This window comes from Brucella pituitosa (genome assembly GCF_003049685.1).
GTDB classification, from domain to species: domain Bacteria; phylum Pseudomonadota; class Alphaproteobacteria; order Rhizobiales; family Rhizobiaceae; genus Brucella; species Brucella pituitosa.
This window is the reverse complement of the sequence record NZ_PYSY02000008.1, coordinates 28,778-54,984: the sequence shown is the minus strand read 5'-3', so window position 1 is coordinate 54,984 and position 26,207 is coordinate 28,778. Positions and strand designations below refer to the sequence as shown.

Sequence of the window (26,207 nt, the reverse complement as noted above, 5' to 3'; positions counted from 1 at the left end):
TTATTTGAGATAGGCGCGGACGACGTCGATCAGTTCGGCCGCGCCTTCATCTCGTTCCTTCTGGGTAAGCCCCTCTGCGACAAGGTGCATGCGGATGTGGTCTTCAATCACCTCGCCCATGAGGCCGTTCATCGCACCCCGTGCTCCGGCGATCGACTGCATGACCTCGACGCAGCCCTTTTCCTCATCAAGCATCCGCTCGATGCCTTCCATCTGCCCGCGAATACGGCGTACGCGGTTGATTAGCTTTTGCTTCTCGCGGATGGTGTGGGTCATGCGGATACTCCTCGGATGCAACGGTTGATGGCTAGGCCGCGCGAGCTTCGACCTCCACCGTCACATGTGACAAATCATGGATGGCGGCAAGTTTTGCGCGGTAGTATGACGGCGTTTGAGGGTGATCGGCTACAATCGAGACGATCGCGCCATGGTGGCCAGGTCCGAGCTGCCAGATGTGAAGATCAACGATCTCAGCGCCTTCTTTGACGATGATCTCCTGAATTTCCTCCGGCAGGTCTTCGCCCTGCGGAATGTAGTCGAGAAGCACACCGCCTGCGTCGCGGATCAGCCCCCACGACCAACGGGCGATCACGATGGCTCCGACAATGCCGATTGCCGGATCAAGCCATAGCCAGCCGTAGAGGCTGCCGAAGACTAGCGCGGCAATCGCCAGAACGGAGGTCAGGGCATCAGCCAGCACGTGGACATAGGCGGCGCGAAGGTTTTGATCCTTCCCTGCCGCGTGCCCGTGGCCATGGTCATGCCCGTGTTGGTGGTCGTCCTTAAGAAGCCACGCGCACACAAGGTTCACAATCAGGCCGACGACAGCCACCATAATGGCTTCCTTGAAATTGATCGCGACGGGTGATTGGAAGCGCAGGAAACTCTCCCAGCCGATCAGCAGCGCGATCAGCGCCAGCACCACGGCACTCGCAAAGCCTGCGAGGTCTCCGAGCTTGCCGGTGCCAAAGGAAAAGCGGCGGTTACTGGCGTGCTTGCGGGCGTAGAGATAGGCCAGCGCAGCGATGAGGAGGGCAGCGGCATGGGTGGACATATGCCAGCCGTCCGCCGTCAGAGCCATCGACCCGAACATATTACCCGCGACGATCTCCACCACCATCATGGTCGCGGTGATCGCGATCACCAGCCACGTGCGCCGCTCGTTCCGGTCGTGGTTGTCGCCAAGGAAGAAATGCTCATGGGCGGCGTCGAGCGAACGGCCATGATCGTGCGGGTGGGTGTGGTCATGCGCATGCCCGTGGGATGAACTCATCGCCAAAACTCCTTCATAATGATATAGGGGAGTACACTATATCATTATAGTGGGCAACACGCTTCCGAGAAGGTGTCACGCCACGAAGTGATGGATCTGTCCGACTTTTGAGAACGTATGGTGATCACGCTGCGAGGATAGATGTTTCGCGCCGCAATGGCCTGAGATCAACGCCGTCTGTTGGGGTCCAGATGTAATCGCCGGTGAGACTGATGTGCTGCCAGCCGAGTGGGGTAATGTGTTTGATGATGTCAAGCGGCGTGGGAATGCCATCTCGGTTGAGCTCGGCGAACGCCGGTTCGAGATAGAGTGTGTTCCAGTAGACGATGGCGTTGATTAGCAGGTTCAGTCCAGATGCTCGGTAGAACTGGCTCTCGAAAGTCCGGTCGCGCAATTCTCCGAGGCGATTGAAGAACAGTGCGCGGGCCAAGGTGTTCTGGGATTCGCTCTTGTTGAGGCCGACCGTCGCGTTCCTGCGCATTTCGGGGTTCTGCCACCACTGGGGCAGAAAGATGGACCGATTGATGCGACCGAGATCGCGTAGCGCCAACGCCAGTCCGTTCTGGCGTGGGAATGCGGACAGCTTTGCCAACACCGTCGAAGGCCGAACCTGCCCGGAACGGATCGTCGTGACCAGCCGCAGGATGTCGTTCCAGTTTGCCTTGATCCGCTCGACGTTGATGTGCTCGCCAACGAGCGGCGCCAGGTTTTCGGGAGGCGCGTCGCCCGGGAAGAGATAGAGCTTGCGATCCTTGAGACCGCGCAGCCGAGGCACAATCTGGAAACCAACGAGATGGCAAAGGGCGAAGCTCATATCGCTTACCCCGCCGGTATCGACATAGTGGGTTTCGATGGCGAGATCGCTGCCATGATAGAGCAGTCCATCGAGGACATAGATGGCTTCGCTCGCATTGGCATTCATGGCGATGATGTAGAAAGCGCCGTACTGGTCAGAGGTGAACCGGTAGAATTTGGCGCCGGGGTTGGGACCATAGCGGGCGTTGAGATCGCCGATCGCCTCGGCGTGTCCGCCCGCCGGAAAATACTGGCCATCTGAGGAAGAAGTTGTTCCGTCACCCCACAAGCTTGCGAGAGGCAATTGCCTCTGGGCGTTGACAAGAACGGCATGTGCGGCGGTGTAGCCTTCTTCGCGAATATGCCAGTCGTGCGCCCAGGCGAGTTGGCGCATCGTGTTCCCGGGAGAAACGTCCGCCATTCTGGTGAGACCGAGATTGATGCCGTCCGCCAAGATGGCGGTGAGGAGCGCAAGCTTGTTGTCGGCCGTTCGACCACTGCGCAGATGGGTGAAGGCGTTCGAAAATCCCGTGCGGGCATCAACCTCTAGCAAAAGGTCAGTGATGCGGATCGCAGGCAGACGGCTTTCCACTTGTCGCTTCAGCGACTTGGCGATGTCTGGAAACATTGCCTTGTGCGGCGTGACGCTGAACCCCGCTCCGGTCAGTTCGACATCGTCGAGTTCGCCGGCTACGGCCAGACGGGAAAGGTCGGCCAGCCCGCCGTTCAGGATCTGGCGCTGCTGGCTGAGGTAAGTTTCCACGTCGGTATCGACTGCGACCGGGAGCGGCCCTTCCTCGCGCATCAGTTCGAATGTCGGCGTGGGGATAAGGAAGCTTTCGAAGGATTGGAAGCGCTTGGCCCCTTCTACCCAGACATCGCCGGCATCGAGCCGGCGTTTCAGTTCGCTGAACAGGCAGAGTTCATAGGCCCTGCGATCGATCTTACCATCCTGTAGTATGAGAGGCATCCAGCTTTTCGGCGCGAAGGAGATCGGTGCCTTGTCCGGTATCGCCCGTTTGCCCTTGTGGTAGAGATCCGCGATCACGGATAGCGCCCGCAGGAGGTTCGCCGCCACGGCGTGACCGCGGAACACGAGTGTCGACAGGAATTGCGGTGCCAGTTTCCGGATCGTCGGATAGCGCAGGAGCATTTCGATTTTGCCGTCGATGACATCCGGAGCGATCAGCATATCGACCGCCTGGACACTGGTCGTAAAGGCCGGCCATTGGATGACCCGTTCGAGCGCTTTGGCGATATCCTCGCCTTTGTCCCTCGCCTCGATGATCGCATGGCAAACCTTCGAAACGTCCTTCAATGGCTTCTGCACGTCGCGGACGGATCGGATGACGCGAGCGGCGGCCTGGTTATCGGCTCGCCGCGTCAGGATTCCCATGAGTTTCTTGAACATGTCAATGGTGCAGTCGGTGAGATGGTGGGAAAGGTGGAGCACCGTCGCAGCCAGGACGGCATGCCGGCGTTCGGGATTGAGGTCGCGCAGATGCTGCGCGCTCATTCGTGTCCCCTCTGCCGCGAATTCGTCAAAGACCTTGGCCGGAATGCGCTCCATCAACGTCATCGGCAGGTTCAGAGACCGCAGAAAGCGAATGCGCTCGGCAATCCTGTCGAGATTGACCGCGGCTGGCGATAATGCCGGTGTTCTTGCCCAGGCAAGGACGGTCACGCTCGTCCCCTCACGCGGGTCGAGAAGCTTGTCCAGATCGAGCTTCTGGCCTTCTGACATCCCGCCCGCCAAGGCCCGATGAGCAATCCGAATGCCGCGCCTGATCGCCACATGAATGATAGCTTCGAGCGCCGCGCGCGTCGGCAGGAGAGTTCTCCGACGTCGCAGTTCCTCCACTACCATATCTGCCAATACATCGGCCTGGCGCATGGTTTGTGCGGCAGGCGTCAGCCAACCGGTCAGTATCCGCACATCTGCAGGGACAAAAGGGCGCATCTGCATTCGATCGACAAGCAGCGCGAGATGCTCGCGTCGGGTCTGCGACCGTTCGAAATAACGATCGATCTCACGATGATCGACGCCGATCTGCCGCGCCAGAAACCGCAAGACGCCAGACGGCAGGATTTCGCCATCCGCTAGCGGTCGGCCAGGATAACGCAGTGTGGCCAGAACACAGGCGAGGCCCAGCCGATTCGAGGCTTTGTTCTGCCGCATGATCAGGTCGAGTTCCGATCGATCCAGCGTGTAATGTTTGGCGATTTCCCTTTCGTCAACCGGGATGGTTGTCGCCTGTCGCCACCATGCTTCGCTCAGTAATACTCTTCGCGCCATTCTCTGATCTTCCAGATTCGTTGGAGAGAGTGCAGCGAACTGGAAAATGCGTGTCCGACAAACGGACGTTTTGCGGTGTCCACAGATTTTGTCCGCAAAGCTTGTTACTCGACGGGAAATCGGACATTGTCCGCATTTAACAAGAAAACGGACAAATCGTGTCTCATGACTGCCATAGGCTATGCAAGAGTCTCTACCGAAGACCAGGATACCGCACTGCAACTCGACGCATTGCGCAAGGCTGGCTGCGAAAAGCTATTCGAGGACAAAGCATCGGGTGTGAAAACCGACCGACCAGGACTGACGGAAGCTATTCGCTATGCTCGGGAGGGCGACACGCTGACGGTCTGGAAACTCGATCGTCTCGGTCGATCAATGAAGCACCTGATCGACATCATCACCGAGCTGGAAGCCAAGGGCGTTGGCTTCCGATCCATCACCGAAAACATCGACACAACTACGCCCGGCGGTCGTTTGGTCTTTCATCTGTTTGGCGCGCTGGCTCAATTCGAGCGTGATCTCATCCGGGAAAGAACCCGCGCCGGTCTGCAAGCCGCAGAGGAACGGGGCCGGCGCGGTGGTCGCCAGGCGGTCGTGACACCAGAAAAGCTCGCAAAGGCCCGCCAGCATATCGCGGCTGGGCTGAATGTCCGTGAAGCTGCCGCCCGCGTGAAGATCGGCAAGACCGCTCTCTACCAAGCGCTCAAAGCCCAGAAATCAACGGCATCAACGCTCAAGCCGACGTGAGTTCTGTATGCGTTCTCAAAAGTCGGACAGATTCATCACTTTCGTGTCGTGACGCCAAAACGGCGGCAATCGTATCGAGTGTTTCGGCACGCCGTTCGACGGCGGTGACGGACGTTGATGGCAAGGTCAAGACTCCCTGATGGGCCTGAAAACGGGCCTTCAGCGGCGCGGCTTTGCCTGACTTTCACTGATTTGCGGCTTCAAATCAATAAGCTTTGATAACCTGTACTTATCGAAGGTTAGAAGTCCACACTCGAAGCATCATAAGTGCCGAAATATAAATGCCAATTAGCTTATAATTAACACTTCATTTACCATAAATTCAAAGCGTTACGATCCCGACCAATTGCCGCTGAAGACCTTACTTTCGCCACTGGCGCGCGCCAGTGAGACTGTCGTTTTCCGTTTAAAATTGCAATTGCAGTCGTTAACGGAAAAAATGCACTCAATAATCCAAGTGACTGGTTGAAATGATTTGCATTTTTCAATGGGCCCACATTTTCTTATGAGGTGCCGCCTGGCACTATCGAAGCAACTTCAGTCCGATCAATGTGAGGGTCGCCCAACCAACCGTTAGCGTCAAGATGAATAGGCTCCAGTTCACACCGATATTCTCTATGCCGAAAGCCATCGCGAATGGAGCAGTGGCCGAAATGATTAGTCTGGCTGACATGATCTTGCCTTGCATGGCACCGTAGCCGTCACTGCCGAATAGTGACAGCGGCAACGTCCCGGAGACAATACTGAAGAGACCGTTTCCGAAGCCAAAAAGACAGGCAAACATCATCGTCGCAATAATGGATGGAGCACCGAATAGCAGAACAATGAGGGCTAACCCCATCAAGGAGGCAGAGATTACTGCCAGACTGATCGGAGCGAGGTTTTTGCCACCGAGCATGTTGATCAGGCGGCTGGCTACCTGAGAAGGTCCGAATATCGCGCCAATAAAAGCTGCAGAACCTGCAAGACCGAGCGCGCCCAACATTGGCACCATATGGACCAGAATGGCCGCTGCAACGAGAGCCTGCGTCGAGAATGCCACGAGAATAAGCACGAAACCTTTGCGCCGTTGATGGGCAGGCAAATCACCTGAAAAGGCGGTTGTGACTGTTCCATTCGTTGATCGTTTCCGACCATTCTTTGCAATAGAACGCGCGAGCAAAAGGTGTACCGGCACGCAGAGAAACAAATGGAGGCAAGCGAACAGCAAATAGGTCTGTTGCCAGGTGAGCCAATGTTGAAGGGTTGTTGTAATGGGCCAGAAAATTGTCGAGGCAAAGCCTGCAATCAGTGTCAGATAGGTGATGCTACGCTGGGCAACATTTGGCGCTAATTGCACCAATAATGCAAAGGCTGCTCCATATTGGACGAGATTTGCGGCGATTTCGATGATCGTCAGCGCGCCTGCAAACGTTAAAGCATTTGGAGAAAACGAACACAGTATGAGAGAGATGGCGGCCAGTATCGAGCCTATCGTCATCATGCGACCTGCGCCGTAACGATCAATCCATTTGCCTAACCAGGGAGCCAGAAAGCCCCCTGCTAACAGGGCAACTGACAGCGCTCCGAAAATCCATTCGTTGGAAACGGAGAAGTCCCGCGCCATGGACGGCGCGAGAATGCTGAAGGAATAATATAAAGTGCCGTAACCGATATTCTGGGTCAGTCCGAGACCGGCAATGGCCGCAATGGGAAGCCGTTCAGCGCTCATATTGATTTCAACGAAACACGCTTTTCGAGTTTGGCCGCTTCTTCCTTGCGCTCGCTGTAGCGGTCTGTGAGATGATCTGAGACGCCACGCGTCAGAAGTGTAAACTTCATCAGCTCTTCCATCACATCGACCACGCGATCATAGAATGATGAAGGTTTCATCCGTCCAGCGTCGTCAAATTCCTGCCATGCCTGTGCGACGGATGACTGGTTTGGAATGGTGATCATTCGCATCCAGCGCCCAAGAATGCGCATCTGATTGACGGCGTTGAAGCTCTGCGATCCGCCTGAAACCTGCATCAATGCAAGAGTTCGGCCCTGCGTCGGACGAATTGCTCCACCCGGCAATGGAATCCAGTCGATCTGCGATTTCATGACAGCGCTCATGGCTCCATGACGTTCGGGACTGGTCCAGACTTGCCCTTCTGACCAAAGCATTGCCTCGCGCAATTCCTGAACCTTCGGATGCTCCGCCGAACCGTCGTCTGGCAAGGGAAGACCATTGGCATGAAAGACACGCGTTTCAGCACCCATCGCATCGAGAAGGCGCTGCGCTTCCAGCGTCAGAAACCGACTATAGGAACGGTCACGAAGTGAGCCATAGAGCAAAAGGATACGAGGCTTATGCTTTGGAAAGTCGGCGCGTAATGCATCCAGATCAGGCAATGCGAAGGAATTCTGATCGAGGTTCGGCAGGTCCATGTCAGCGCGACTTTCTTTCATAGGTGATGACTTCTCCGTCCTCTTTGGTGAATGACGACACCGGGTTTTCCAGAATGTCGAGAACCAGTTCTGACGGACGGCACAGTTTGGTGCCAAGCGACGTTTCCACGATTGGACGATTAATCAGGATAGGATGCGCCATCATGAAGTCGACCAGTTCGTCATCGGTCCATTTGGGATCGGACAATCCCAGTTCGGCATATGGCGTGCCTTTCTCGCGAAGGATTTGGCGAGGAGTCATCTGCATTGCTCGAAGCAATTCGACCAGTCGTTCTCGCGATGGCGGATTTTGCACATATTCGATAACGACAGGTTCTTCGCCGCTGGCGCGGATTATCGCCAATGTGTTACGAGACGTGCCGCATTTCGGATTGTGATAGATCGTAACTGACATCAGAGTTTTCCTGTTTCGGTGACGGGCTTTTGATTGGAACCGCGTTCGTACCAGCCCTTGGAACGGTTCACGATCCAGACAACGGAGAGCATGACAGGCACTTCAACAAGAACGCCAACAACTGTTGCAAGTGCTGCGCCAGATGAGAAGCCGAAAAGGCTGATTGCGGCTGCTACTGCCAGTTCGAAGAAGTTGGATGCACCAATCAAAGCCGAGGGTCCGGCAACGCAATGTTGCTCACCTGAAATGCGATTCAACAGATAAGCGAGGCCAGAGTTGAAATAGACCTGGATGAGGATCGGCACGGCCAGCATCGCAATGATCATGGGTTGTGCGATGATCTGCTCTCCTTGAAACCCGAATAGCAGAACAAGTGTCGCCAAAAGCGCAATCAGAGACAGCGGCTGTAGTGTCTTCAGCATTGCATCGAAGGCTCGTTGTCCTCCGCTGGCGAGAATGCTTCTGCGTAGGATTTGAGCGATAATCACCGGAATGACGATATAGAGGACAACCGACAAAACGAGCGTATCCCACGGGACAGTAATTGCCGACAGTCCGAGCAGTAGCCCGACGATAGGGGCAAATGCCACAACCATGATCGCATCGTTCAGTGCGACCTGGGACAGCGTGAAATGCGGCTCGCCCTTGGTCAGGTTGGACCAGACGAACACCATTGCCGTGCAAGGGGCAGCCGCCAGAATAATGAGTCCGGCAATGTAGGAGTCGATCTGGTCTGCAGGCAGATAAGGGCGAAACAGCCAGCCGATAAATAGCCAACCGAGAAGCGCCATAGAGAATGGTTTGACGGCCCAGTTTATGAAGAGCGTGACGCCGATGCCACGCCAGTGCTCAGCGACCTGTCTCAATGCGCTGAAATCGATCTTCAGCAACATGGGGATGATCATGAGCCAGATGAGAATAGCGACTGGAATGTTGACCCTGGCGACTTCAGCAGATCCGATTGCATGGAATACTGTCGGAAAGAAATGACCAAGAGCTACGCCAGAGACAATGCAAAGAGCCACCCAGACAGTCAGATAACGTTCGAATGTGGACATCAGTCATTCTCCACATTTGTCTGTGTGCTACCTTCCATGGTGCCTATTTCTTTCAGATGATTTTGAAGCGCCATGCGGTCTATCGTGGCGTGGGGAAGGCTCAGAAATGCTGATATCCGGTTCTTCAGAAAACGGGCCGCCTGCGCAAAGGCGCGCTGTTTTTCTGCGTCATTTCCTTCGGCAGCGGCAGGGTCCTCAACGCCCCAATGGGCTGTCATGGGATGGCCAATCCAGACAGGGCAGGCTTCTCCGGCAGCGTTATCACAGACCGTAAAAATGAAATCCATCTGAGGGGCGTCGGTACCTGAAAACACGTCCCAGCTTTTTGAGCTCAGGTTCTCGGTAGAATAGCCGAGAGCGTCCAGTTCCTTGATTGCGAGAGGATGAATGTCGCCTTTTGGCTGACTTCCAGCCGAATAGGCGTGAAATCGTCCTTCGCCATCCTTGTTCAGAATTGCCTCGCCCAAAATTGAGCGCGCGGAATTGCCCGTGCACAAGAAGAGCACGTTGTAGATCCGATCCGTCATTTTATCAGTCCGTTTGTGGAAGGCCGAATTCAGCGGCCTTTTGTTACTGGGCGACCGTTTTCGGTTCGCAACAGGGTGTCAGGCTTTTTATTAGAGGTGCGCAGAGCTCAGCACTGCCGCCACAGCAGTCCTTGATCATGAATAGGGTCAGTTCTCGAAATCGGTCGAGATCAGCGCGATAGATGATCGAGCGGCTCTGACGTTCGCCCTTCACAAGTCCGGCACGAGACAATGTCGCCAGATGCGCAGACATCGTATTCTGTGGCACATCCAGCATACGCGCCAGTTCACCGGCAGGAATACCGTCCGGTTCGTGTTTCACCAACAGCCGAAAGGTGTCGAGCCTTGTCGATTGGGCGAGGGCAGCCAGTGCCGTAATTGCTTCTTCATTTTCCATACATCTAGAATAATCGATATGAAGAGCCTGTCAATAGGCAAAGCTGTTTCGACACATTGTCGCCAGTTCGTAAAATTGTCCGGCTGTCTAGCTCCCAAGTCGCCCGGAGGCGTATTGCGCAAGACCTGGGGAATTCACAATTGATAGTTGGTACAGCAGCATTCATACATTGGCAGCATTGTTGATATGGATAGCCGCGGACCGCTGTTGAGAACCGCAGATTATATGACCAAGGAAGCATTTTTAGCGAAGCAGCCAGTCTGAGTTTACAGCAATGGAATTGGAGCCTTATTTGCTTTCTCCTTACATAAAGCGCATGATGATTATAATGACAGTAATTGAAACGGGTGCTGTCATTTGGGCTTCAAATGCCTGACCCGCAACTAAGGAGGACGAAATGTCTTCCATCGCGTTGAATTCCAGAAACATCACTATGATTTCGCGACTTCTAAGGGAGGCTCGCAAACCCGGCGACACACAAGATTTGCGCACTGATGCTGCACGTTATCTGACACGTCGATTTCAGGAGGGAACACGTGACGAAGGTCGGCTACAGATCGCCCTGACACAGTTTATCAAGAAACATCGAAGAATGGCAAAGGCCGCCGATCGTTGAGATGACGAAGGCGGCGCAGTAAAAAGCGAAAAGTAATGGCCCTTTCATTTCCAAACCCCAGCAGAAGTTTCGATGATCTTGAGGTGGGCGTGCGATTTGTCGGCTACGATGGAATGACCTCCGTCCCATTTCTATTCGATAAGCCCGCCCTGGAGAAGAATGGCGCCATTGCAGCGACGGAATCATCGCTTCTTGCTGCCTTCGACGCCTCACGGAAACTGATCTACGATGCTGCTCGCGAGGTCTATTCAAAGGCTCGGCAAACTTCCTATCGCATCACCGTGGAGGACATGAAGTAGCTTTTTATGCAATGATTGTGCCGGTCTGCCGTCGCAATTCAGCCTCAGTTGCTTTGCTCAAATTTAAAGCGCATGGTGCATGTCTCGACAGCTTTTGAAACGGGCGCTGTCGGTTGCGAGTGCATACTCCAGCCCCAATACAAGGAGGACGAAATGTCTTCCAAAATTATCAAGCCCTACTTTGGACCTACCGACTTTCGAATGATGCGTGAAATACTGCGACGCGCCGGCTATCGGCTTTACGATACGGCAGAAAACCGTGCCGCTCACATATTCGCAGCAAGGCTACTCATTCAGGAATTTCAATCTGGACGCTCACCATCGTGAGGGATGCCGCAGGTTTCTCGGCAACATGCCCGTAAGAATGTGGAAGTATCTCCAGCGGTGATTTGAACCATCACTGGATTGGTCCGGTAAAAGAATTAGTTAATTCCTCAAAAACAGGAAGTTTTCAAAATGCCCCGTGGTCAGAAAAGAAGTAACCGAGAAATAAGAAAGCCAAAGAAAGATAAGGTCAAGGAGAAAACTGCGTCAACAGATGTTGTTGCAGGTCGCTTTCCTACTCCTGCCAATGACTTGACCAAAACCAAACGGCATTAGTTATAGCTGTGTCTCCCACTTTGCTTGGTGAGGAGACACAACCCGTATCGGGGTGCAATCATGCCAACATCTAAATTTAGTTCAATAGGCAATTTGTATTGCGAAGGAAAGAACCTCGGTTCTTGTCCGTCGTCGAATGATTTGAGACTATTTGTGTTTTTGAAGATTGGAGTTTCCGGCTCGGTTTGGGGTTTGATTTAAGCGGCTTTGGCCTGGTGGTTCAAGCGGCGTTTTCTGATGGTGTCTCGTTTGATCCTTTCGCGTTCGAGCAGGATGGTCTGTGCGCGTCCGAAGTAGACGTCGGCGGGAGTGAGATTGTCGAGGCTCTCATGGTAACGGCGATGATTGTAATGCTCGACGAAGGCTGCAATCTGGGCTTCGAGGTCCTCCTTGAAGAAGTAGTTTTCAAGCAGGATGCGGTTCTTCAGCGTCTGGTGCCAGCGTTCGATTTTCCCTTGCGTCTGCGGGTGGCCGGGAGCGCCGTGAACCTGGTCGATCTTGTATTTCTCCAGCCATTCGCCGAGATCGGAGGCGACGTAACACGAACCGTTGTCCGACAGCAGACGCGGCCGGTGCTCAACCTTGACCTTGTCACAGCCTGAGGCGGCCAATGCAAGATCGAGTGTATCGGTGACGTCATCCACCTTCATGCTGGTGCACAGCTTCCAGGCGATGATGTAACGGGAATAATCGTCGAGGATGGTCGATAGGTAAAACCATCCCCAGCCGATGACCTTCAGGTAGGTGAAGTCGGTTTGCCACATCTCGTTCGGCCTCGTGGTCTTGTCCTTGAACTCGTCATTGGCCTTGATGACAATATAGGCTGGCGACGTGATCAGGTCGTGAGCCTTGAGTAAGCGATAGACCGAAGCCTCTGATACAAAATAACTTTCCGTATCAGTGAACTTCACCGCCAGTTCACGCGGTGACAGGTCGGCATGATCGAGCGCCAGTGCGATGATGCGATCCCGGATATCGTCAGGGATACGATTCCACACCCGCGAAGCTGCGGACGTCCGCTCTTCCAGTCCTTCGACACCGTGGGCAAGGAACCGACTATACCATCGATAGAAGGTCGGCCTTGGAATGCCCAGCTTGTCGAGAGTTTGCCTGGCTGACAAATGCGACTGCTCCACAAGCCGGATGATCTCAAGCTTTTCGGTGGCGGGATATCTCATTCGTCGTCGCCCCATCCCCGATCATGCTTTTTTTGAGCAGGCGGTTTTCCAGGGTGACGTCGGCTAATGCCTCCTTCAGGTCACGGCTTTCACGACGCAGCGCTTTTACTTCGTCGCTGGTGGCAGAACGGGCGGTGTCGCCTGCAAGGCGCTTCTTGCCAGCTTCAAGGAATTCCTTCGACCAGCTATAATACAGGCTCTCTGCAATCCCTTCGCGGCGGCAGATCGCAGCAATGCTGTCTTCCCCGCGCAGACCTTCCAGAACAATACGGATTTTATCCTCGGCCGAATAATGTTTACGCGTGGCACGACGGATATCTTTGATCGTCTTCTCCGCAGAAGACGTTTGGGGAACGGGTTTCTGTCTCATCTTTGCGTCCTTTGATAAAGCTATGATGAGCCGAAAACCCTCTCTTCTCAATTAATACAATTTGGTCTCATGGGCGTTGATGTCGGACAGTGCTGTGGGCTTTATCGACACGCTTTGACGCAAGCCGTGATCTCGTCATGCTTGAGAGTACACCTGTCGATTATCTCGATTTTGCATCGCCGCGCTCTGGCCTTGGCGGCAAGCTGGGACTTGATGCCTCTAATAAGATCGGGCCGGAAACGGATCGGGAATGGGGCGATGTGCTGACTATGAACGACAGCACAATTGCGCGCGTCGACGCGATCTGGGATGAACTTGGTCTTAGCGGACTGCCACGCCAATGAAGCGGATTGTTATCGGTGTTTCCGGCGCATCAGGTTCTATCATTCCTCTCAAAATCCTAGAAAAGCTGGCAAAGCTAGAAGATGTAGAAGCGCATCTTGTTGTCTCGGAAGCTGCTGAGCGCACTTTGCGCTATGAACTGGGCCCCAATGGCTATTCGATGTTGCATCGGCTGGCAGACAAAACCTATTCCGTTGAAGATGTAGGTGCGACAATTGCCAGTGGCTCAGTGCCGACTACCGGCATGATTGTAGCGCCGTGCTCAATGCGTACACTTGCATCCATTGCACATGGTTTCAGCGACAGTCTGCTGACGCGTGCTGCGGATGTGCATTTGAAAGAAAGGCGCAGATTGGTTTTGTTGACACGCGAAGCACCACTACATCTCGTCCACTTGCGCAACATGTGTACGGTTACAGAAATGGGCGCAATCGTGATGCCCCCCGTTCCGGCTTTTTATCTGCATCATCAGAGTGTGGAGGAAATTGCCGATCAGATTGCAGCGCGCGCAATTGATCTGGTCGGCGCAGTCACTTCTTTAGCGCAAAGCTGGAACCCAGATAATTTCGCGAGCGGATTCGCCATTTCTGATTAGGTGGAGCTTTTACCTCCGCTAGCATCAAACTCATCCATAGGATCATAAATAAGAGGCTTTTTTGCAGACTAGAAAACATGATCCATCAACAAGAATTTCGAAGCATTTTCAGCGTAAACGCGTCCAAATTTAAGCCGTTTTTCGTTCAATATAACGTTGCAATCTAACCAAGATTTTTTCTAGTTGTTCTGAAACAAAGAAGAAGACGCACGGATCGCTATTCATCGACGTAAACGGGTGCCTTACCCATAAGGGCAGCCAGCTAGGTTGAAACGAATATGTTGACTACGGACGCTACAGCTTTCGATTATGTGATCCGGCAACCCCGTTGCTTTTGCCATTTGGCCCACAAGGTGTTTTCTAATCACCTTTGTTCAGTCTTAATTGCGCTGATTACGCTAAGTATTCTTGCATCTCCTTCATATTCCGCCGACTTGCAAAAGTATCTTCCGGCGTTGGAAGTCACGCAGGTGTTTCCCGGAGCAAACAGTGTTGGCAAACCTGCTGGTGAACCACCGATTGCCCCTGTGACGAAGGGTGGCGAGCTGCTCGGCTACGTTTATCTCAATTCCGATTTCACCAGTTCGATCGGTTATTCCGGTAAGCCGATCCGCATCCTCGTTGGAATAGATACCAAAGGTGTCATTCGCGGTATCAAACTGGTGGACCACAAAGAGCCTATCGTCCTGATTGGTATTCCTGAAGCCAAAGTTGTCGCGGCACTTAATTCCCTTGTGAACAGCGATCTGGCTGCGGTTTCAGCAGGCAAGGCGAAACCGCCACAGGTCGAGATCGTCAGTGGTGCAACCGTCACGGTTCTTGTGATGGGTGACAGTATTGTGCGCTCGGCAGTAGGTCTTATTCGCAGCGGGCGATTGGGAAATACGCCCGTGTTTGCCGAGAGCGTTGATGCGCCGCGAGAAGTTAACATGGAACTGCGCGCACCGCAGGATTGGCAAACGCTCATCGGTGATGGATCGGTTCGCAGCCTTAAACTTAATGTCGGCGAGGTCAGCCAAGCCTTTCGCGACGCTAATCAAGAACAGGCTGCAAACAACGCAGAGTCTTCCAACCCTGACGATAACTTTATCGAACTTTATGCCGCTCCTGTTTCCGTGCCCGGCATCGGGATTAGCCTGCTCGGAAAAGACGGTTATGAACGGCTGGAAAAACAGCTTAAACCCGGTGAACAGGCCATTCTGGTTGCCGGTGACGGCGCCTATTCATTCAAGGGGTCAGGCTACGTACGCGGCGGAATTTTCGATCGCATAGAACTTTTGCAGGACGGACAAGGCGTTCGCTTCCGCGACAAAAATCATACGCGCCTTGGTGACATTGAAGCCGATGGCGCGCCGCAATTGCGCGAAATTGCGCTCTTTCGTGTGCCAGCGGGTTTCGCCTTCGATGTGACAAAGCCATGGGATTTGCAGCTTCTCGTTCAGCGCGGATTTGGTGCGCGTGACAAGGCTAATCTCAGCTATGATTTGGGCTATAGCCTGCCAGAACGCTATCTGCTCGCAAAGCCGGCTCCCGCATCCGCTTCTGAGGCACCGCGCCAACCGCAGCCGGTGGGAGAGGCAACGGCATCTGATATTTTTGGCAACAATAGCCCGCTTTGGGTAAAAATGTGGGAGATGAACCGGGTCAATGTGGTGATTGCGGGGCTCGCAATCTTCATACTCGTCGCAATCTTCTTTTTCCAAAATAGTCTTGTCGCGCTTCCTCACATTTTTGTCTGGGTCAGACGCAGCTATCTGCTTTTTATTCTGCTCTGGCTCGGATTGTACAATAATGCGCAATTGTCGGTGGTCAATGTTCTGACCTTTACCAATTCGCTGATTACCGGCTTTAACTGGGAATTTTTCCTCACCTCACCACTGATCTTTATTCTGTGGGCTTCGGTTGCTGCTGGACTTCTATTCTGGGGTCGCGGGCCGTTTTGTGGCTGGCTCTGCCCGTTCGGTGCCTTGCAGGAGCTGAGCAATAACCTTGCGCAATGGCTGAAAGTGCCTCAGGTTAAACTGCCATGGGGATTGCATGAGCGCCTGTGGCCCGTGAAGTACATCATATTTCTGGGGCTGTTCGGACTGTCACTTTACTCGGTGGCACTTGCAGAAGTCTTTGCTGAAGTAGAGCCGTTCAAAACCTCTATTATTCTCAAATTCTCGCGCGAATGGCCATTTGTGATCTATGCACTAACGCTGCTTTCAGCTGGTCTTTTCATTGAGCGTTTCTACTGCCGCTACATGTGTCCACTTGGAGCTGCCCTTGCGATCCCCGGACGCATCCGCATGTTTGAATGGCTCAAACGCTGGCCCGAATGCGGCTCACCCTGCCAGCGCTGTGCCAAGGAATGCCCGGTCGAAGCCATTCATCCCGAAGGCAAAATCAATGTGAATGAGTGCATCTACTGCATGCATTGTCAGGAGCTTTATCACGACGATCAACGCTGCCCACATATGATTCAGGTGCGCGTGAAACGGGAAAAATTTGCAGCACGCAATGCACCGCTGTCTGCAGCTTCTGAACGCGGCGGCGGTCCTGCCAAGCCCGTGATTTCCATCAAAGGTCAACCGTTGGATGCCCAAATGGGCTCCGGTTCGCCAACGTAATTTCTTAAGGAGAGAAATATGACTGAAGAAATCTCAAAATCCCGTTTCAACAGGCGGCAATTGCTGGGTACATCAGCATTCGTAGCAGCCGCAGGCGCGAGTGGCATCGGTGGTGCTCTTCTTGCCGGAACAAGCACACCAGCACTTGCAGCTGGCAGCGGACACGCAGCCCGCGTTGAGGTCAAGCCCGGTGAGCTTGACGAATATTACGTCTTCTTCTCCAGCGGCCAGACGGGCGAAGTACGCATTGTCGGATTGCCTTCGATGCGCGAACTGATGCGTATCCCGGTCTTTAATCGCGACAGTGCGACGGGCTGGGGACAGACCAATGAAAGCTTGAAGATCATCCGTGACGGTATGTTGCCGGAAGACCGCGAATTCATGAAAGACCGCGGCGGCGTGTTCCAGAATGGTGATTTGCATCACCCCCATCTGTCATTCACCGATGGCACATATGATGGCCGCTATCTCTATGCCAATGACAAAGCCAACACGCGCGTCTGTCGCATTCGTCTGGATGTGATGAAATGCGATAAGATTATCCAGTTGCCAAACCAGCATACGGTTCATGGCTTGCGTGTGCAAAAATACCCGCGCACAGGTTATGTGTTCTGTAACGGTGAAGACCGTGTGCCCATTCCAAACAACGGGACCAATCTCACAGATACCAAACAATATCATGCGATTTTCACCGCCGTTGATGGTGATACGATGAAGGTTGCGTGGCAGGTGATGGTTGACGGCAATCTTGACAATGTCGATTGCGATTATCAGGGCAAATATGCTTTCGCGACCTGCTATAACTCAGAAGAGGGCGTAACGCTTGCCGAGATGATGAGCAGCGAGCAGGATTGGCTTGTTGTCTTTGACTTGAAGCGCATTGAAGAAGCTGTCGCAAAAGGCGAATTCAAGGAAATGAATGGCGTGCCAGTCGTCGATGGTCGTCACGGTTCGACTTTCACACGTTATATTCCTGTTCCGAATAGCCCTCATGGCATCAATACCGCTCCTGATGGCATTCATATTGTTGCCAATGGCAAGCTGTCGCCAACTGTGACCGTTTTTGACGTCAGAAAGTTCGATGACCTTTTTGCTGACAAGATCCAGCCACGCGATGCCGTTGTTGCAGAACCGGAACTCGGACTTGGACCGTTGCATACGGCTTATGATGGCAAGGGTAATGCTTACACAACGCTCTTCATCGACAGTCAGATTTGCAAGTGGAACATCGAAGATGCAAAGCGTGCCTTTGCTGGTGAAAAGGTCGATCCAATCCGTCAGAAACTGGATGTGCAATACCAGCCCGGACATAATCATACATCGATGGGACAAACGAAGGATGCTGATGGCCAATGGCTGATTTCGCTCAATAAGTTCTCAAAGGATCGCTATCTCAACGTCGGCCCGCTCAAGCCTGAAAACGATCAGCTGATCGATATTTCAGGTGATAAGATGGAGATTGTTCATGATGGTCCAAGCTTTGCTGAACCGCATGACGCGACAATCGTTCACCGTTCCAAGATCAACCCGGTCAACTTCTGGAGCCGCGAAGATCCGATGTTTGCCGATGCGGTGAAACAGGCTGAAGCGGATGGCATCGACCTGATGGTGGATTCCGAAGTCATTCGCGATGGAAACAAGGTTCGCGTTTACATGACGTCGGCCGCCCCAGCCTTTGGTCTGACTGATTTCACGGTCAAGCAAGGCGATGAAGTGACCGTCTATGTGACAAATATTGATGAAATCGAAGACCTGACGCATGGCTTTGCGATCATCAATTACGGCGTCAATATGGAGGTTGGTCCGCAAGCGACCGCATCCGTTACCTTCACTGCCAATAAGGCGGGTGTGTGGTGGTATTACTGTTCCTGGTTCTGCCATGCCATGCATATGGAAATGAAGGGTCGTATGCTCGTGGAACCGAAAAAGAGCTGAATGCAATGATAATCCCCCGTCTGTATCTCTCATTCAGTTTTACCATCGTTCTGACAACGCTCTTTTGCAACGCTGCACTGGCGAAGCAAATCGATGTTGCTGAAGGCGAAAATGTACAGGCGGCCATTGAGAAGGCCGAGCCGGGCGATGTCGTCCGGCTTGCCACTGGCACACACAAGGGTTCGCTGGTCATTGACCGCGCAATAGAGCTTACCGGTGAACCGGGTGCTGTTGTAGACGGGCTGGGAACAGGCAATGTCATTCTCGTTGAAGCTCCTGATGCAATTGTGCGCGGGCTTGAAATACGCGGCTCAGGCGAAAACATGCCTGAACTCAATGCAGGCATTTTTGTCGCCCGAACCGCAACGGGTGCGTTGGTTGAAGACAACCGGCTAATTGAAAATCTATATGGAATATATTTGCACGGCGCCGTCGATTCCATCGCGCGAAACAATGAGGTTATCGGTCGGCGCAATGTGCGCATGACACAAACCGGCAGCGGGATTTCGATCTGGAATGCGCCGGGAGCCAAGGTCATCGGCAATACTATTCGCTATGGCCGTGATGGTATTTATACAAATGCCAGCAAAAATAACGTCTTTCAGAATAATCTCATGGAAAACGTGCGGTTTGCTGTTCACTACATGTATACCGACCGCAGTGAAGTGATTGGCAATATTTCGCGAAATAATTCGGTTGGCTTTGCGATCATGTACACCAATCGTCTCAAGGTGATGAATAACATCTCAGACGGTGATCGCGATCACGGATTGCTGCTCAATTATGCCAATAGTTCAGTAGTTTCCGGCAATCAGGTGATTGGACGCATGCAACCCATTGATCGCTGGCTCGATGCGGGTGTGCAAAAAGGCGAACACGGTCTTCCTACCGAAGAGCAGCAAGCAGCGACGGCAGGCGAAACCATGCGCCTTGGGCCAGAAAAATGCGTCTTTATTTATAATGCGAACAAGAACAAATTCACCGACAACAGTTTTAAAAATTGCAGCATAGGCATTCACTTCACCGCTGGTTCTGAAGGTAATACCATGACTGGCAATGCTTTCATCAACAACCGCAATCAGCTCAAATATGTCGGCACACGTAACCTCGACTGGTCACATGAAGGGCGTGGCAATTACTGGAGTGACAATCCCGGTTTTGATCTTAACAGTGATGGCATAGCCGATAATCCTTACCGTCCGAATGATTTGATCGACCGGGTATTGTGGACCTCGCCGCAAGCCAAAATTCTGATCAACAGCCCTGCTGTGCAAACTATTCGCTGGGCACAGACCCAGTTTCCAGCACTTCTGCCGGGCGGTGTCGTGGACAGTCATCCTCTTATGAAATCTCCCTTTATCGAAGCCAATGGCTCTGCGGAAGGAAATCACAATGACTGAGACCGTTGTTCTCGATCAGGTTACCAAATCTTATGGGGCTTTCAATGCCATAAGCGATGCCAGCTTTCAGCTTAATGCCGGAGAAAATATCGCGCTGGTTGGTCATAATGGCGCTGGCAAAACGACAATGATCAAACTGATGCTTGGTCTTATTCGTCCAACAAAAGGCAGTATTCGCGTTTTGGGTGAAGACCCGGCAGCAGGAGCTTTTGCTGCCAGGCTCAAGCTTGGTTATCTCCCTGAACATGTTTCTTTCAATATGGCGCTGACGGGCGCAGAGACCCTCAAATTTTATGCCCGGCTTAAAAACGTATCCAAAAGCCAGATTGCCGGATTGCTTGATCGCGTGGGTTTAGCCGATGCATCCCATCGGCGGGTTGGCACTTATTCCAAAGGAATGCGTCAACGGTTGGGACTGGCTCAGGCGCTTTTAGGCCAGCCATCCGTGCTGCTGCTTGATGAACCAACCACGGGACTTGACCCCGCATTACGCCAGAGTTTTTACGATATTCTCGAACATTTGCGACAGGAAGGCACCACAATCCTGATGTCATCACATGCGCTGACGGAACTCGAAAGCAAGGTTGGGCGTGTGATCATTGCCAATAAAGGAAAGATCATCGCCGATGGATCAATCGAAGCATTGCGTCGGATCTCTCAACTTCCTCTTCGTATTCGGGTGCAGTCTGAAGACGCACTGAAACTACCGGAAACATCCCGACAAATCGATCTGCAATGGCAGCAGCTTGATACCGGCGCTTTTGAAACTGAAGCACCCGGTGATGGCAAGATGGAGCTTATCCGGCATATCATCGCAAACAATGACAATCTGACTGAACTTGATGTGGTGCCGCCCACACTTGATGAGCTTTATGCGCATTTTCTGAATGTGGGTGATGCATTAACAAAGGAGGCGGCAGAATGAGTAATATCGCCATCATCGCATTCAAGGAAATTCAGGAAGGCTTACGCAATCGCTGGGTATTGGCGACCACGCTTTTGCTTGCAGCTCTTGCACTGAGCATGACGTTTCTTGGCAGCGCCCCCACCGGCAGTTCTGTTGGCGCGAGCCAAATGGACATTGTGATTGTCAGCCTGTCCAGCCTGACGATTTTTCTCATCCCGCTTATTGCATTGCTGATTTCACATGATGCGATCGTGGGTGAGATGGAGCGTGGAACGATGCTCCTTTTACTAAGCTATCCCTTGAGCCGTGCGCAGGTAGTTCTGGGCAAGTTCTTTGGGCAGCTTGCTATTCTCGCTTTCGCGACATTCTTTGGTTATGGCATTGCCGCTCTGGCGTTACTGGCCAGTGGACAGGCAGCGAGTGCTGAAAGCTGGCTTGCCTTCGCAACACTGATAGCATCATCGATACTGCTGGGTGCCGTTTTCATCGCCATTGGCTTTCTTGCTAGCGCACTCGTACGAGAGCGCAGCACCGCAGCCGGTATTGCCATTGGTGTCTGGCTTTTCTTTGTACTCATTTATGACGCCGCTTTGCTTGCACTTCTGGTGTTCGATCAGGGGCAAATGATCGGGACCGGTATTCTAAACACGCTGCTTCTGATCAATCCGGCTGACTCTTATCGTCTGCTAAACTTTGGAACAGGACAAGCCGGTGCGCTGACAGGCATGGGCGGCATGGCAGGAAATGCAACGCTTGGACCGGTCATTATGACTGTGACACTGGGTCTCTGGACTGTGCTGCCGCTCGCGTTTTCCATGCTGATTTTCTCCAGGAAAGAACTATGAAAAAGTCTTTGTTTCTCATTCCCGCTGCTTGTTTCATGTTTCTTGCTGGTTGTTCAGAACAGAAAACAACGGAAACTATTCCCCCTTTCGCGCTGACAGATTCCGCGATGGGCCGCTATTGTGGCATGAATGTTCTTGAGCATCCTGGGCCAAAAGGTCAGATCATTCTTTCACCAGCCAACGAGCCAGTGTGGTTTTCGTCCGCGCGTGACACAATTGCCTTCACCATGCTGCCGGAAGAACCCAAAAGCATCGGCGCGATTTATGTTTCCGACATGGCCAAAGCTCCAAACTGGGAAGAACCCGGCGCGGAAAACTGGGTAAATGCGCGTGAAGCTTTCTATGTCATTGAAAGTAAAGCCGTGGGCGGCATGGGCGCACACGAAGCGGTTCCATTTTCGACACAGGAGGCTGCGGATAAATTCGTCGCACAACAAGGTGGTCGGATCGTCCGCTTCGCTGAAATGCCTCAAGCCTATGTGCTGGGCGATCAGACGGCTCTCAATAAAGACGCTGATACAACTCATGCGCACTGAAGGGAGGTGTCTATGACTATTACGCGTCGTCATTTGCTCATTGGCGGGGTTGCCTTCACAGCGCTTAGTGCTCTTCCGCGTTTGGCCGTAGCTTCGACGTTGATAGATCCTGTGACATGGCAGGGGCAGGCATTGGGTGCACCCGCAAAAATCATGGCCTATCATCCAGACCGCAATACGGCAAAGCGGTTGGTTCGCGCCAGCGCTTACGAGGCTGGGCGCCTTGAGGATATTTTCAGTCTCTATCGGCCAGACAGCGAGCTTTCACGTCTCAATCGCGCTGGTGCGCTGGCATCGCCTTCGCCAGAACTTATCGAACTTCTCAAAATTTGCCGTGAGTGTTGGCAACAAAGTGGAGGTCTTTTTGATCCAACAGTCCAACCGCTTTGGGATTGCTTGAGAAAACATTTTTCGCAACCAAAACCCGATCCTGCCGGGCCAACACATGATGATTGGGATGAAGCGTTGACAAAAGTTGGTTTTGACCATGTCCGGTTCGACAACAACCGGATTGCCTTTACAAAACCAACCATGGCTTTGACATTAAACGGAATTGCGCAGGGTTATATCACCGATAGGATTACAGCTTTGCTCAAAGCCGGTGGTGTTAAACATGCGTTGATCGATATGGGTGAATATCGCGTGATCGGTCATCAACCTGACGGGAAGCCATGGCAGATTACTATATCTCAACTGGAGGTAGGATCCAAGGCTGAAGCCTCGATTAGTATTGCAGACCAGGGGCTTGCGACATCGAGCTTTTCTGGCTTCCAGTTTGAAAATAGTGGAAAGTTCAACCATCTGCTCAATCCAAAAACAGGCTATTCAGCCTCACTATATCAGTATTTAACAGTGGTAAGCGACGATGCAGCCCGAGCCGATGCCTGGGCCACAGCGTTTAACCTCATGGAAAGGCCAGAAATCGAAGTCATTCTTCGCAATCTGCCCAATACGTGGGTTTTCGCGAGACGACGTAATGGCGAATATTGTACGTTGAATGTACCAAACGCTTCTTCGATAACATTTCTATAATTAGTCGGATAAACATCTGGATATTTTTCAACTAACCAGGAGAGCATGAGGAATTGTGTGGCAGTGCCTGATCTGGCTTGAATGGGCTATGGGGGTGGCGATGATTTTCGCGGAGGCCCATGCTTTTGAAATCAACAACCAAGAGACGTCAGTCGGCGGCGGTGACGAAAAGTCCATCGACGCCGGATGAGTCTCCCACGATCCTGCAATTCCGGATCTTTCTGAAAGACGTGAGCCCCATGGTCTGGCGGCGGGTTCAGGTGCCCTCGATGTTGATTGCCGCTGAGAAGTGACCCGGTGGGGGTGCGGATAAAAACTTGGACTGATTTTACGTCACAATGCCAAGACAGTTTCGATATTCGATTGGGCTTCGTGCGCCAAGCGATATCTTGATCCGTTTCTCGTTGTACCACCGAATGTAGCCATCAACTTCATTGATAAAATGCTCGAGTGTGGTGTTCCTCCAATCGCTGGGATAAAAGAACTCTGTTTTTAGCCTGCCAAAGAAACCTTCGCATGCGGCGTTATCTGGGGAGCACGCCTTGCGGGACATTGAGCGCACCAGCTTCGCATCACTAATCCTCGATAGCCAACCCGGCCAGCGATAGTGTGCACCCCGATCAGAATGCACTATTGGCCGCTTATCTGCGTCCGTCACAGTTTCTATGGCGGCATCAAGCATCATATTGACCAATTCCGCATCTGGTCTCGTTCCGATAGACCAGCTGATAACCAAACCATCGAAACAGTCGATGATGGGTGAGAGATACACTTTGCCAGCCGGGATATGGAACTCCGTGATATCGGTCAGCCATTTCTCGTTTGGGGCTGAGGCCTGGAAGTCGCGATTAATAAGGTTCTCGGGTGCCGGACTGATTTCTCCAAGATAAGAGCGGTATCGACGCCGCTTTGGCGTGGCAACGATCAAGTTCTCCTGCTTCATCAAGCGCTGCACAACCTTCTCTGAGATTGTAACGCATTGTTTGGCCAATGACGCCTGTAGCCTGCGGTAGCCATAGCATCGACGGTTGGCTTCGAAGATTTCGGTGATGTTCTGACGTATAGTGAGGTACTTGTCGGTCACCCTCATACGGGCTCGATGATAAAAATATGAACTGCGCGCCAGTCGCAACTGAGCAAGCAGATCGGAGAGTTGATAAAGATCTTTTAGGGCGTCAACCAACAGCGTTTTCTCCCGATTACTCAGGAGTTGCAGATCGACGCCCAGTTCTTTTTTTAGAATTTCATTCGCTTTCTTCAAAAGGTCGTGCTCAAGCTGCAGTTTCTGAATATCGTGCTGCAGTGTTGCGAGCTGACGTTCTAATTCTTCTCGCTCTGGCACTGGCGGCGAGTTGTTCTTACGTTTCATGATTGCAGGAGCCTCCGGACCAAGTAACTGGTTTTTCCAGTTATACAGTGTCGGTCTGCATACGCCGAGCTTTTCAGCCAGGGACTGCGCACTTTCTTGCCGATTATAAAGTCCGACGACGCCAGTCTTCTTCAACGTCTCTGGATACCGTGGAGGAGCAGCCCTACCAACTGTAGATTTTTGAGCTTCAGGGAACGCCTCCCGAACCCATGCTGTCAACGTTGCACGGCCAGGATAGCCTAAGGCGCGCATCGTTGCAGAAACACAACGACCATGCGTGCGGTAGTGCTCAACAGCCGCTTCCTTCTGCACCTGTGTAAACTTTGGGGCTCGAGGTGCAAATCCTAAACGCAGTTCAAGATGGTGCTCATATTCCCGGCACCAGCCCTTCAAAGCATTCTTGCTTGGATAGCCCAACTGGCGAATAGTGGCCTTCGCACGCTTGCCCAGCTTGATATAAAGCGTAACGGCTCGCATCCGGTCTTCGTAGGAATACATGAACTACCTCCCTGATAGTCCAAGTTTTCGTCCGCACCCCCACCGGGTCACTTCTCAGCGACAATCAACACGGTGGGAAATCCCTTGGCAAAAGCCGCCACGCACCACCCGAAGACGCTATATAAAGAAGCGCATTGACTACTTCACGCAGGTTCGTCGTACGAGGGCGTCCAAGGTGTCTGGACGGTGGCATCAGCGGCTCAATAATCAACCATTCCTCTTCGGTTAAATCACTTGCATAACGCGAATTGCGACGTTCATACTGTCGGCGAGCGGTTTCAGTCCAGGCCATCGTGATCTCCATCGTATGTCAGAAATCCGATTGAATCATAACCTGCTGAAATCGCTCAACACATTTTGGAACAGGCTCTTAGCATCGCGGGTTGTCAAGGTGATTGCCATGTCCTTTTCGGCTAAAAAGGGTTTGGATGTTCAAATACCCTTCGAAAACTTAGTCGTCGCGTCGCTGAGAATGCGAGATCTGCGAATATCGGAAAAGTCACACAGAATCTTAGGTGTAGTTTGTTAAATAAATATGTAGATATATTTTAGTAATACTTAAGATAAGATTTTACTTAAAGATATTAATCCGGATTATAGGATTTCAAAGGAACGAATAGATAAATAATTATTTAAATATACAATGAATAATAAGAATATAAACTATGACAGTTAACGTACTAATGCCCGTCTATAACAATAGCCGCCAAAGGCTATAGCTCTTGGATGCAGAAAAACCGCCGACTGTCATCCAGTTGACGGCTTCGTTTTTCAAAAACTCAACGAGGTTTTTTTAAGTCGATTATTTGTAAGCGGAAACCACGATTTCAATCAGCGTATCGCCACCCAGATCAGCAACGCCAACGGTTGCACGGGTTGGCAGCAGCGAAGGGTCAATCCATTCCTTCCAGACCTTATCCATTTCAGGCTTCTTGTTGAGGTCTGTTACGAAGATGGTGGCTGCCAGAAGCTTGGTCTTGTCCGTGCCTGCCTGTGCCAGATAGCTGTCGAGCTTGGCGAGGATTTCGCGGGTCTGACCAGCCATATCCAGACTTTCGTCATCACAGGTGGTTCCACCGACATAGACAATGCCGTTGTGTTCGACGACGCGATGCATGATCGGCGTCTGAATGAAACGCTCAGCCATAGTTTA

At 52.4% G+C, this 26,207-nt stretch carries 23 protein-coding genes and 3 pseudogenes; 13 read left to right on the top strand and 13 right to left on the bottom strand.

Annotation, left to right across the window (positions count from 1 at the left end):
• The 3 genes from C9380_RS25225 to C9380_RS25215 all read right to left on the bottom strand — a co-directional run bounded on the left by C9380_RS25225 (position 1) and on the right by C9380_RS25215 (position 4,364).
• The gene (locus C9380_RS25225) at positions 1–276 is read right to left on the bottom strand and encodes a metal/formaldehyde-sensitive transcriptional repressor (RefSeq protein WP_094574557.1); all 276 of its coding nucleotides are present in this window, start codon (positions 274–276) and stop codon (positions 1–3) included.
• A 31-nt stretch (positions 277–307) separates the two neighbouring features.
• A complete protein-coding gene (dmeF, locus tag C9380_RS25220) occupies positions 308–1,273 on the bottom strand; it encodes a CDF family Co(II)/Ni(II) efflux transporter DmeF (protein WP_094574555.1) in 966 nt (321 codons plus the stop codon).
• A 124-nt stretch (positions 1,274–1,397) separates the two neighbouring features.
• A complete protein-coding gene (locus C9380_RS25215) occupies positions 1,398–4,364 on the bottom strand; it encodes a Tn3 family transposase (RefSeq protein WP_128095043.1) in 2,967 nt (988 codons plus the stop codon).
• A gap of 165 nt (positions 4,365–4,529) precedes the next feature.
• Between C9380_RS25215 and C9380_RS25210 the strand changes: the two genes are divergently transcribed.
• Positions 4,530–5,111 (top strand): recombinase family protein, encoded by a 582-nt coding sequence (locus C9380_RS25210; RefSeq protein ID WP_094574575.1) that lies wholly within the window; start codon positions 4,530–4,532, stop codon positions 5,109–5,111.
• A 523-nt stretch (positions 5,112–5,634) separates the two neighbouring features.
• Here the strand turns inward: C9380_RS25210 and arsK are convergent.
• Genes arsK through C9380_RS25180 form a run of 6 tightly spaced genes read right to left on the bottom strand, consistent with a single transcriptional unit; the run spans position 5,635 to position 9,920 of the window.
• Positions 5,635–6,822 carry an arsenite efflux MFS transporter ArsK gene (gene arsK / locus C9380_RS25205; protein WP_128095042.1) on the bottom strand — a complete coding sequence of 396 codons (1,188 nt, stop codon included), beginning with the start codon at positions 6,820–6,822 and terminating at the stop codon, positions 5,635–5,637.
• Positions 6,819–7,544 carry an arsenical resistance protein ArsH gene (gene arsH, locus C9380_RS25200; protein WP_128095041.1) on the bottom strand — a complete coding sequence of 242 codons (726 nt, stop codon included), beginning with the start codon at positions 7,542–7,544 and terminating at the stop codon, positions 6,819–6,821. The genes arsK and arsH overlap by 4 nt, the downstream gene beginning before the upstream one ends.
• Complete coding sequence (gene arsC / locus C9380_RS25195; RefSeq protein WP_128095040.1) at positions 7,525–7,938, bottom strand: arsenate reductase (glutaredoxin); 414 nt, start codon at positions 7,936–7,938, stop codon at positions 7,525–7,527. The genes arsH and arsC overlap by 20 nt, the downstream gene beginning before the upstream one ends.
• Positions 7,938–8,996: an ACR3 family arsenite efflux transporter gene (gene arsB, locus C9380_RS25190; protein WP_128095039.1), complete on the bottom strand. Its 1,059-nt coding sequence runs from the start codon at positions 8,994–8,996 to the stop codon at positions 7,938–7,940. The genes arsC and arsB overlap by 1 nt, the downstream gene beginning before the upstream one ends.
• On the bottom strand, positions 8,996–9,523 hold the full coding sequence (locus C9380_RS25185; RefSeq protein ID WP_128095038.1) for an arsenate reductase ArsC: 528 nt from the start codon (positions 9,521–9,523) through the stop codon (positions 8,996–8,998). The genes arsB and C9380_RS25185 overlap by 1 nt, the downstream gene beginning before the upstream one ends.
• A gap of 43 nt (positions 9,524–9,566) precedes the next feature.
• A complete protein-coding gene (locus C9380_RS25180) occupies positions 9,567–9,920 on the bottom strand; it encodes an ArsR/SmtB family transcription factor (RefSeq protein ID WP_128095037.1) in 354 nt (117 codons plus the stop codon).
• A 397-nt stretch (positions 9,921–10,317) separates the two neighbouring features.
• Between C9380_RS25180 and C9380_RS25175 the strand changes: the two genes are divergently transcribed.
• The 3 genes from C9380_RS25175 (at position 10,318) to C9380_RS27005 (ending at position 11,162) form a co-directional block, all read left to right on the top strand.
• The gene (locus C9380_RS25175) at positions 10,318–10,536 is read left to right on the top strand and encodes a hypothetical protein (RefSeq protein WP_007881801.1); all 219 of its coding nucleotides are present in this window, start codon (positions 10,318–10,320) and stop codon (positions 10,534–10,536) included.
• 35 nt (positions 10,537–10,571) lie between these two features.
• Positions 10,572–10,835: a DUF1488 family protein gene (locus tag C9380_RS25170; RefSeq protein WP_128095036.1), complete on the top strand. Its 264-nt coding sequence runs from the start codon at positions 10,572–10,574 to the stop codon at positions 10,833–10,835.
• Between the two features lie 153 nt (positions 10,836–10,988).
• The gene (locus C9380_RS27005; protein ID WP_161624171.1) at positions 10,989–11,162 is read left to right on the top strand and encodes a hypothetical protein; all 174 of its coding nucleotides are present in this window, start codon (positions 10,989–10,991) and stop codon (positions 11,160–11,162) included.
• Between the two features lie 470 nt (positions 11,163–11,632).
• Here C9380_RS27005 and C9380_RS25165 read toward each other — a convergent pair.
• Positions 11,633–12,983, bottom strand: a pseudogene (locus C9380_RS25165) (IS3 family transposase).
• An 89-nt stretch (positions 12,984–13,072) separates the two neighbouring features.
• On the opposite strand from C9380_RS25165, the pseudogene C9380_RS25160 reads away from it, so the two are divergent.
• The 9 genes and pseudogenes from C9380_RS25160 to C9380_RS25120 all read left to right on the top strand — a co-directional run.
• Positions 13,073–13,327: pseudogene (locus C9380_RS25160) on the top strand (UbiD family decarboxylase); the annotation flags it as partial.
• Positions 13,324–13,920, top strand: coding sequence for a UbiX family flavin prenyltransferase (locus C9380_RS25155; RefSeq protein WP_128095034.1), 597 nt, complete (start codon positions 13,324–13,326; stop codon positions 13,918–13,920). The pseudogene C9380_RS25160 and the gene C9380_RS25155, both read left to right, overlap by 4 nt.
• A 383-nt stretch (positions 13,921–14,303) precedes the next feature.
• Positions 14,304–16,532 carry a regulatory protein NosR gene (locus tag C9380_RS25150; RefSeq protein ID WP_247877712.1) on the top strand — a complete coding sequence of 743 codons (2,229 nt, stop codon included), beginning with the start codon at positions 14,304–14,306 and terminating at the stop codon, positions 16,530–16,532.
• Positions 16,533–16,550: 18 nt separating this feature from the next.
• Positions 16,551–18,467: a TAT-dependent nitrous-oxide reductase gene (nosZ, locus tag C9380_RS25145; protein ID WP_128095032.1), complete on the top strand. Its 1,917-nt coding sequence runs from the start codon at positions 16,551–16,553 to the stop codon at positions 18,465–18,467.
• A 5-nt stretch (positions 18,468–18,472) separates the two neighbouring features.
• Positions 18,473–19,867 (top strand): nitrous oxide reductase family maturation protein NosD, encoded by a 1,395-nt coding sequence (locus C9380_RS25140; protein WP_024899843.1) that lies wholly within the window; start codon positions 18,473–18,475, stop codon positions 19,865–19,867.
• The gene (locus C9380_RS25135) at positions 19,836–20,792 is read left to right on the top strand and encodes an ABC transporter ATP-binding protein (RefSeq protein ID WP_051514929.1); all 957 of its coding nucleotides are present in this window, start codon (positions 19,836–19,838) and stop codon (positions 20,790–20,792) included. The genes C9380_RS25140 and C9380_RS25135 overlap by 32 nt, the downstream gene beginning before the upstream one ends.
• Entirely contained in the window at positions 20,789–21,619 is an 831-nt protein-coding gene (locus tag C9380_RS25130; RefSeq protein ID WP_024899845.1) for an ABC transporter permease subunit, read from the top strand. The genes C9380_RS25135 and C9380_RS25130 overlap by 4 nt, the downstream gene beginning before the upstream one ends.
• Entirely contained in the window at positions 21,616–22,155 is a 540-nt protein-coding gene (locus C9380_RS25125) for a nitrous oxide reductase accessory protein NosL (RefSeq protein WP_128095031.1), read from the top strand. The genes C9380_RS25130 and C9380_RS25125 overlap by 4 nt, the downstream gene beginning before the upstream one ends.
• Positions 22,156–22,167: 12 nt before the next feature.
• Positions 22,168–23,187, top strand: a complete 1,020-nt coding sequence (locus C9380_RS25120; RefSeq protein WP_128095030.1) for an FAD:protein FMN transferase — start codon at positions 22,168–22,170, stop codon at positions 23,185–23,187.
• 328 nt (positions 23,188–23,515) lie between these two features.
• On the opposite strand, the gene C9380_RS25110 is transcribed toward C9380_RS25120, so the two are convergent.
• The 3 genes and pseudogenes from C9380_RS25110 to C9380_RS25100 all read right to left on the bottom strand — a co-directional run bounded on the left by C9380_RS25110 (position 23,516) and on the right by C9380_RS25100 (position 26,201).
• Positions 23,516–25,054 (bottom strand): IS3 family transposase, encoded by a 1,539-nt coding sequence (locus C9380_RS25110; RefSeq protein ID WP_128095029.1) that lies wholly within the window; start codon positions 25,052–25,054, stop codon positions 23,516–23,518.
• Positions 25,055–25,124: 70 nt separating this feature from the next.
• Positions 25,125–25,346: pseudogene (locus tag C9380_RS25105) on the bottom strand (transposase); the annotation flags it as partial.
• 510 nt (positions 25,347–25,856) lie between these two features.
• Positions 25,857–26,201 (bottom strand): RidA family protein, encoded by a 345-nt coding sequence (locus C9380_RS25100; RefSeq protein WP_061345658.1) that lies wholly within the window; start codon positions 26,199–26,201, stop codon positions 25,857–25,859.
• Positions 26,202–26,207 lie beyond the last annotated feature (6 nt).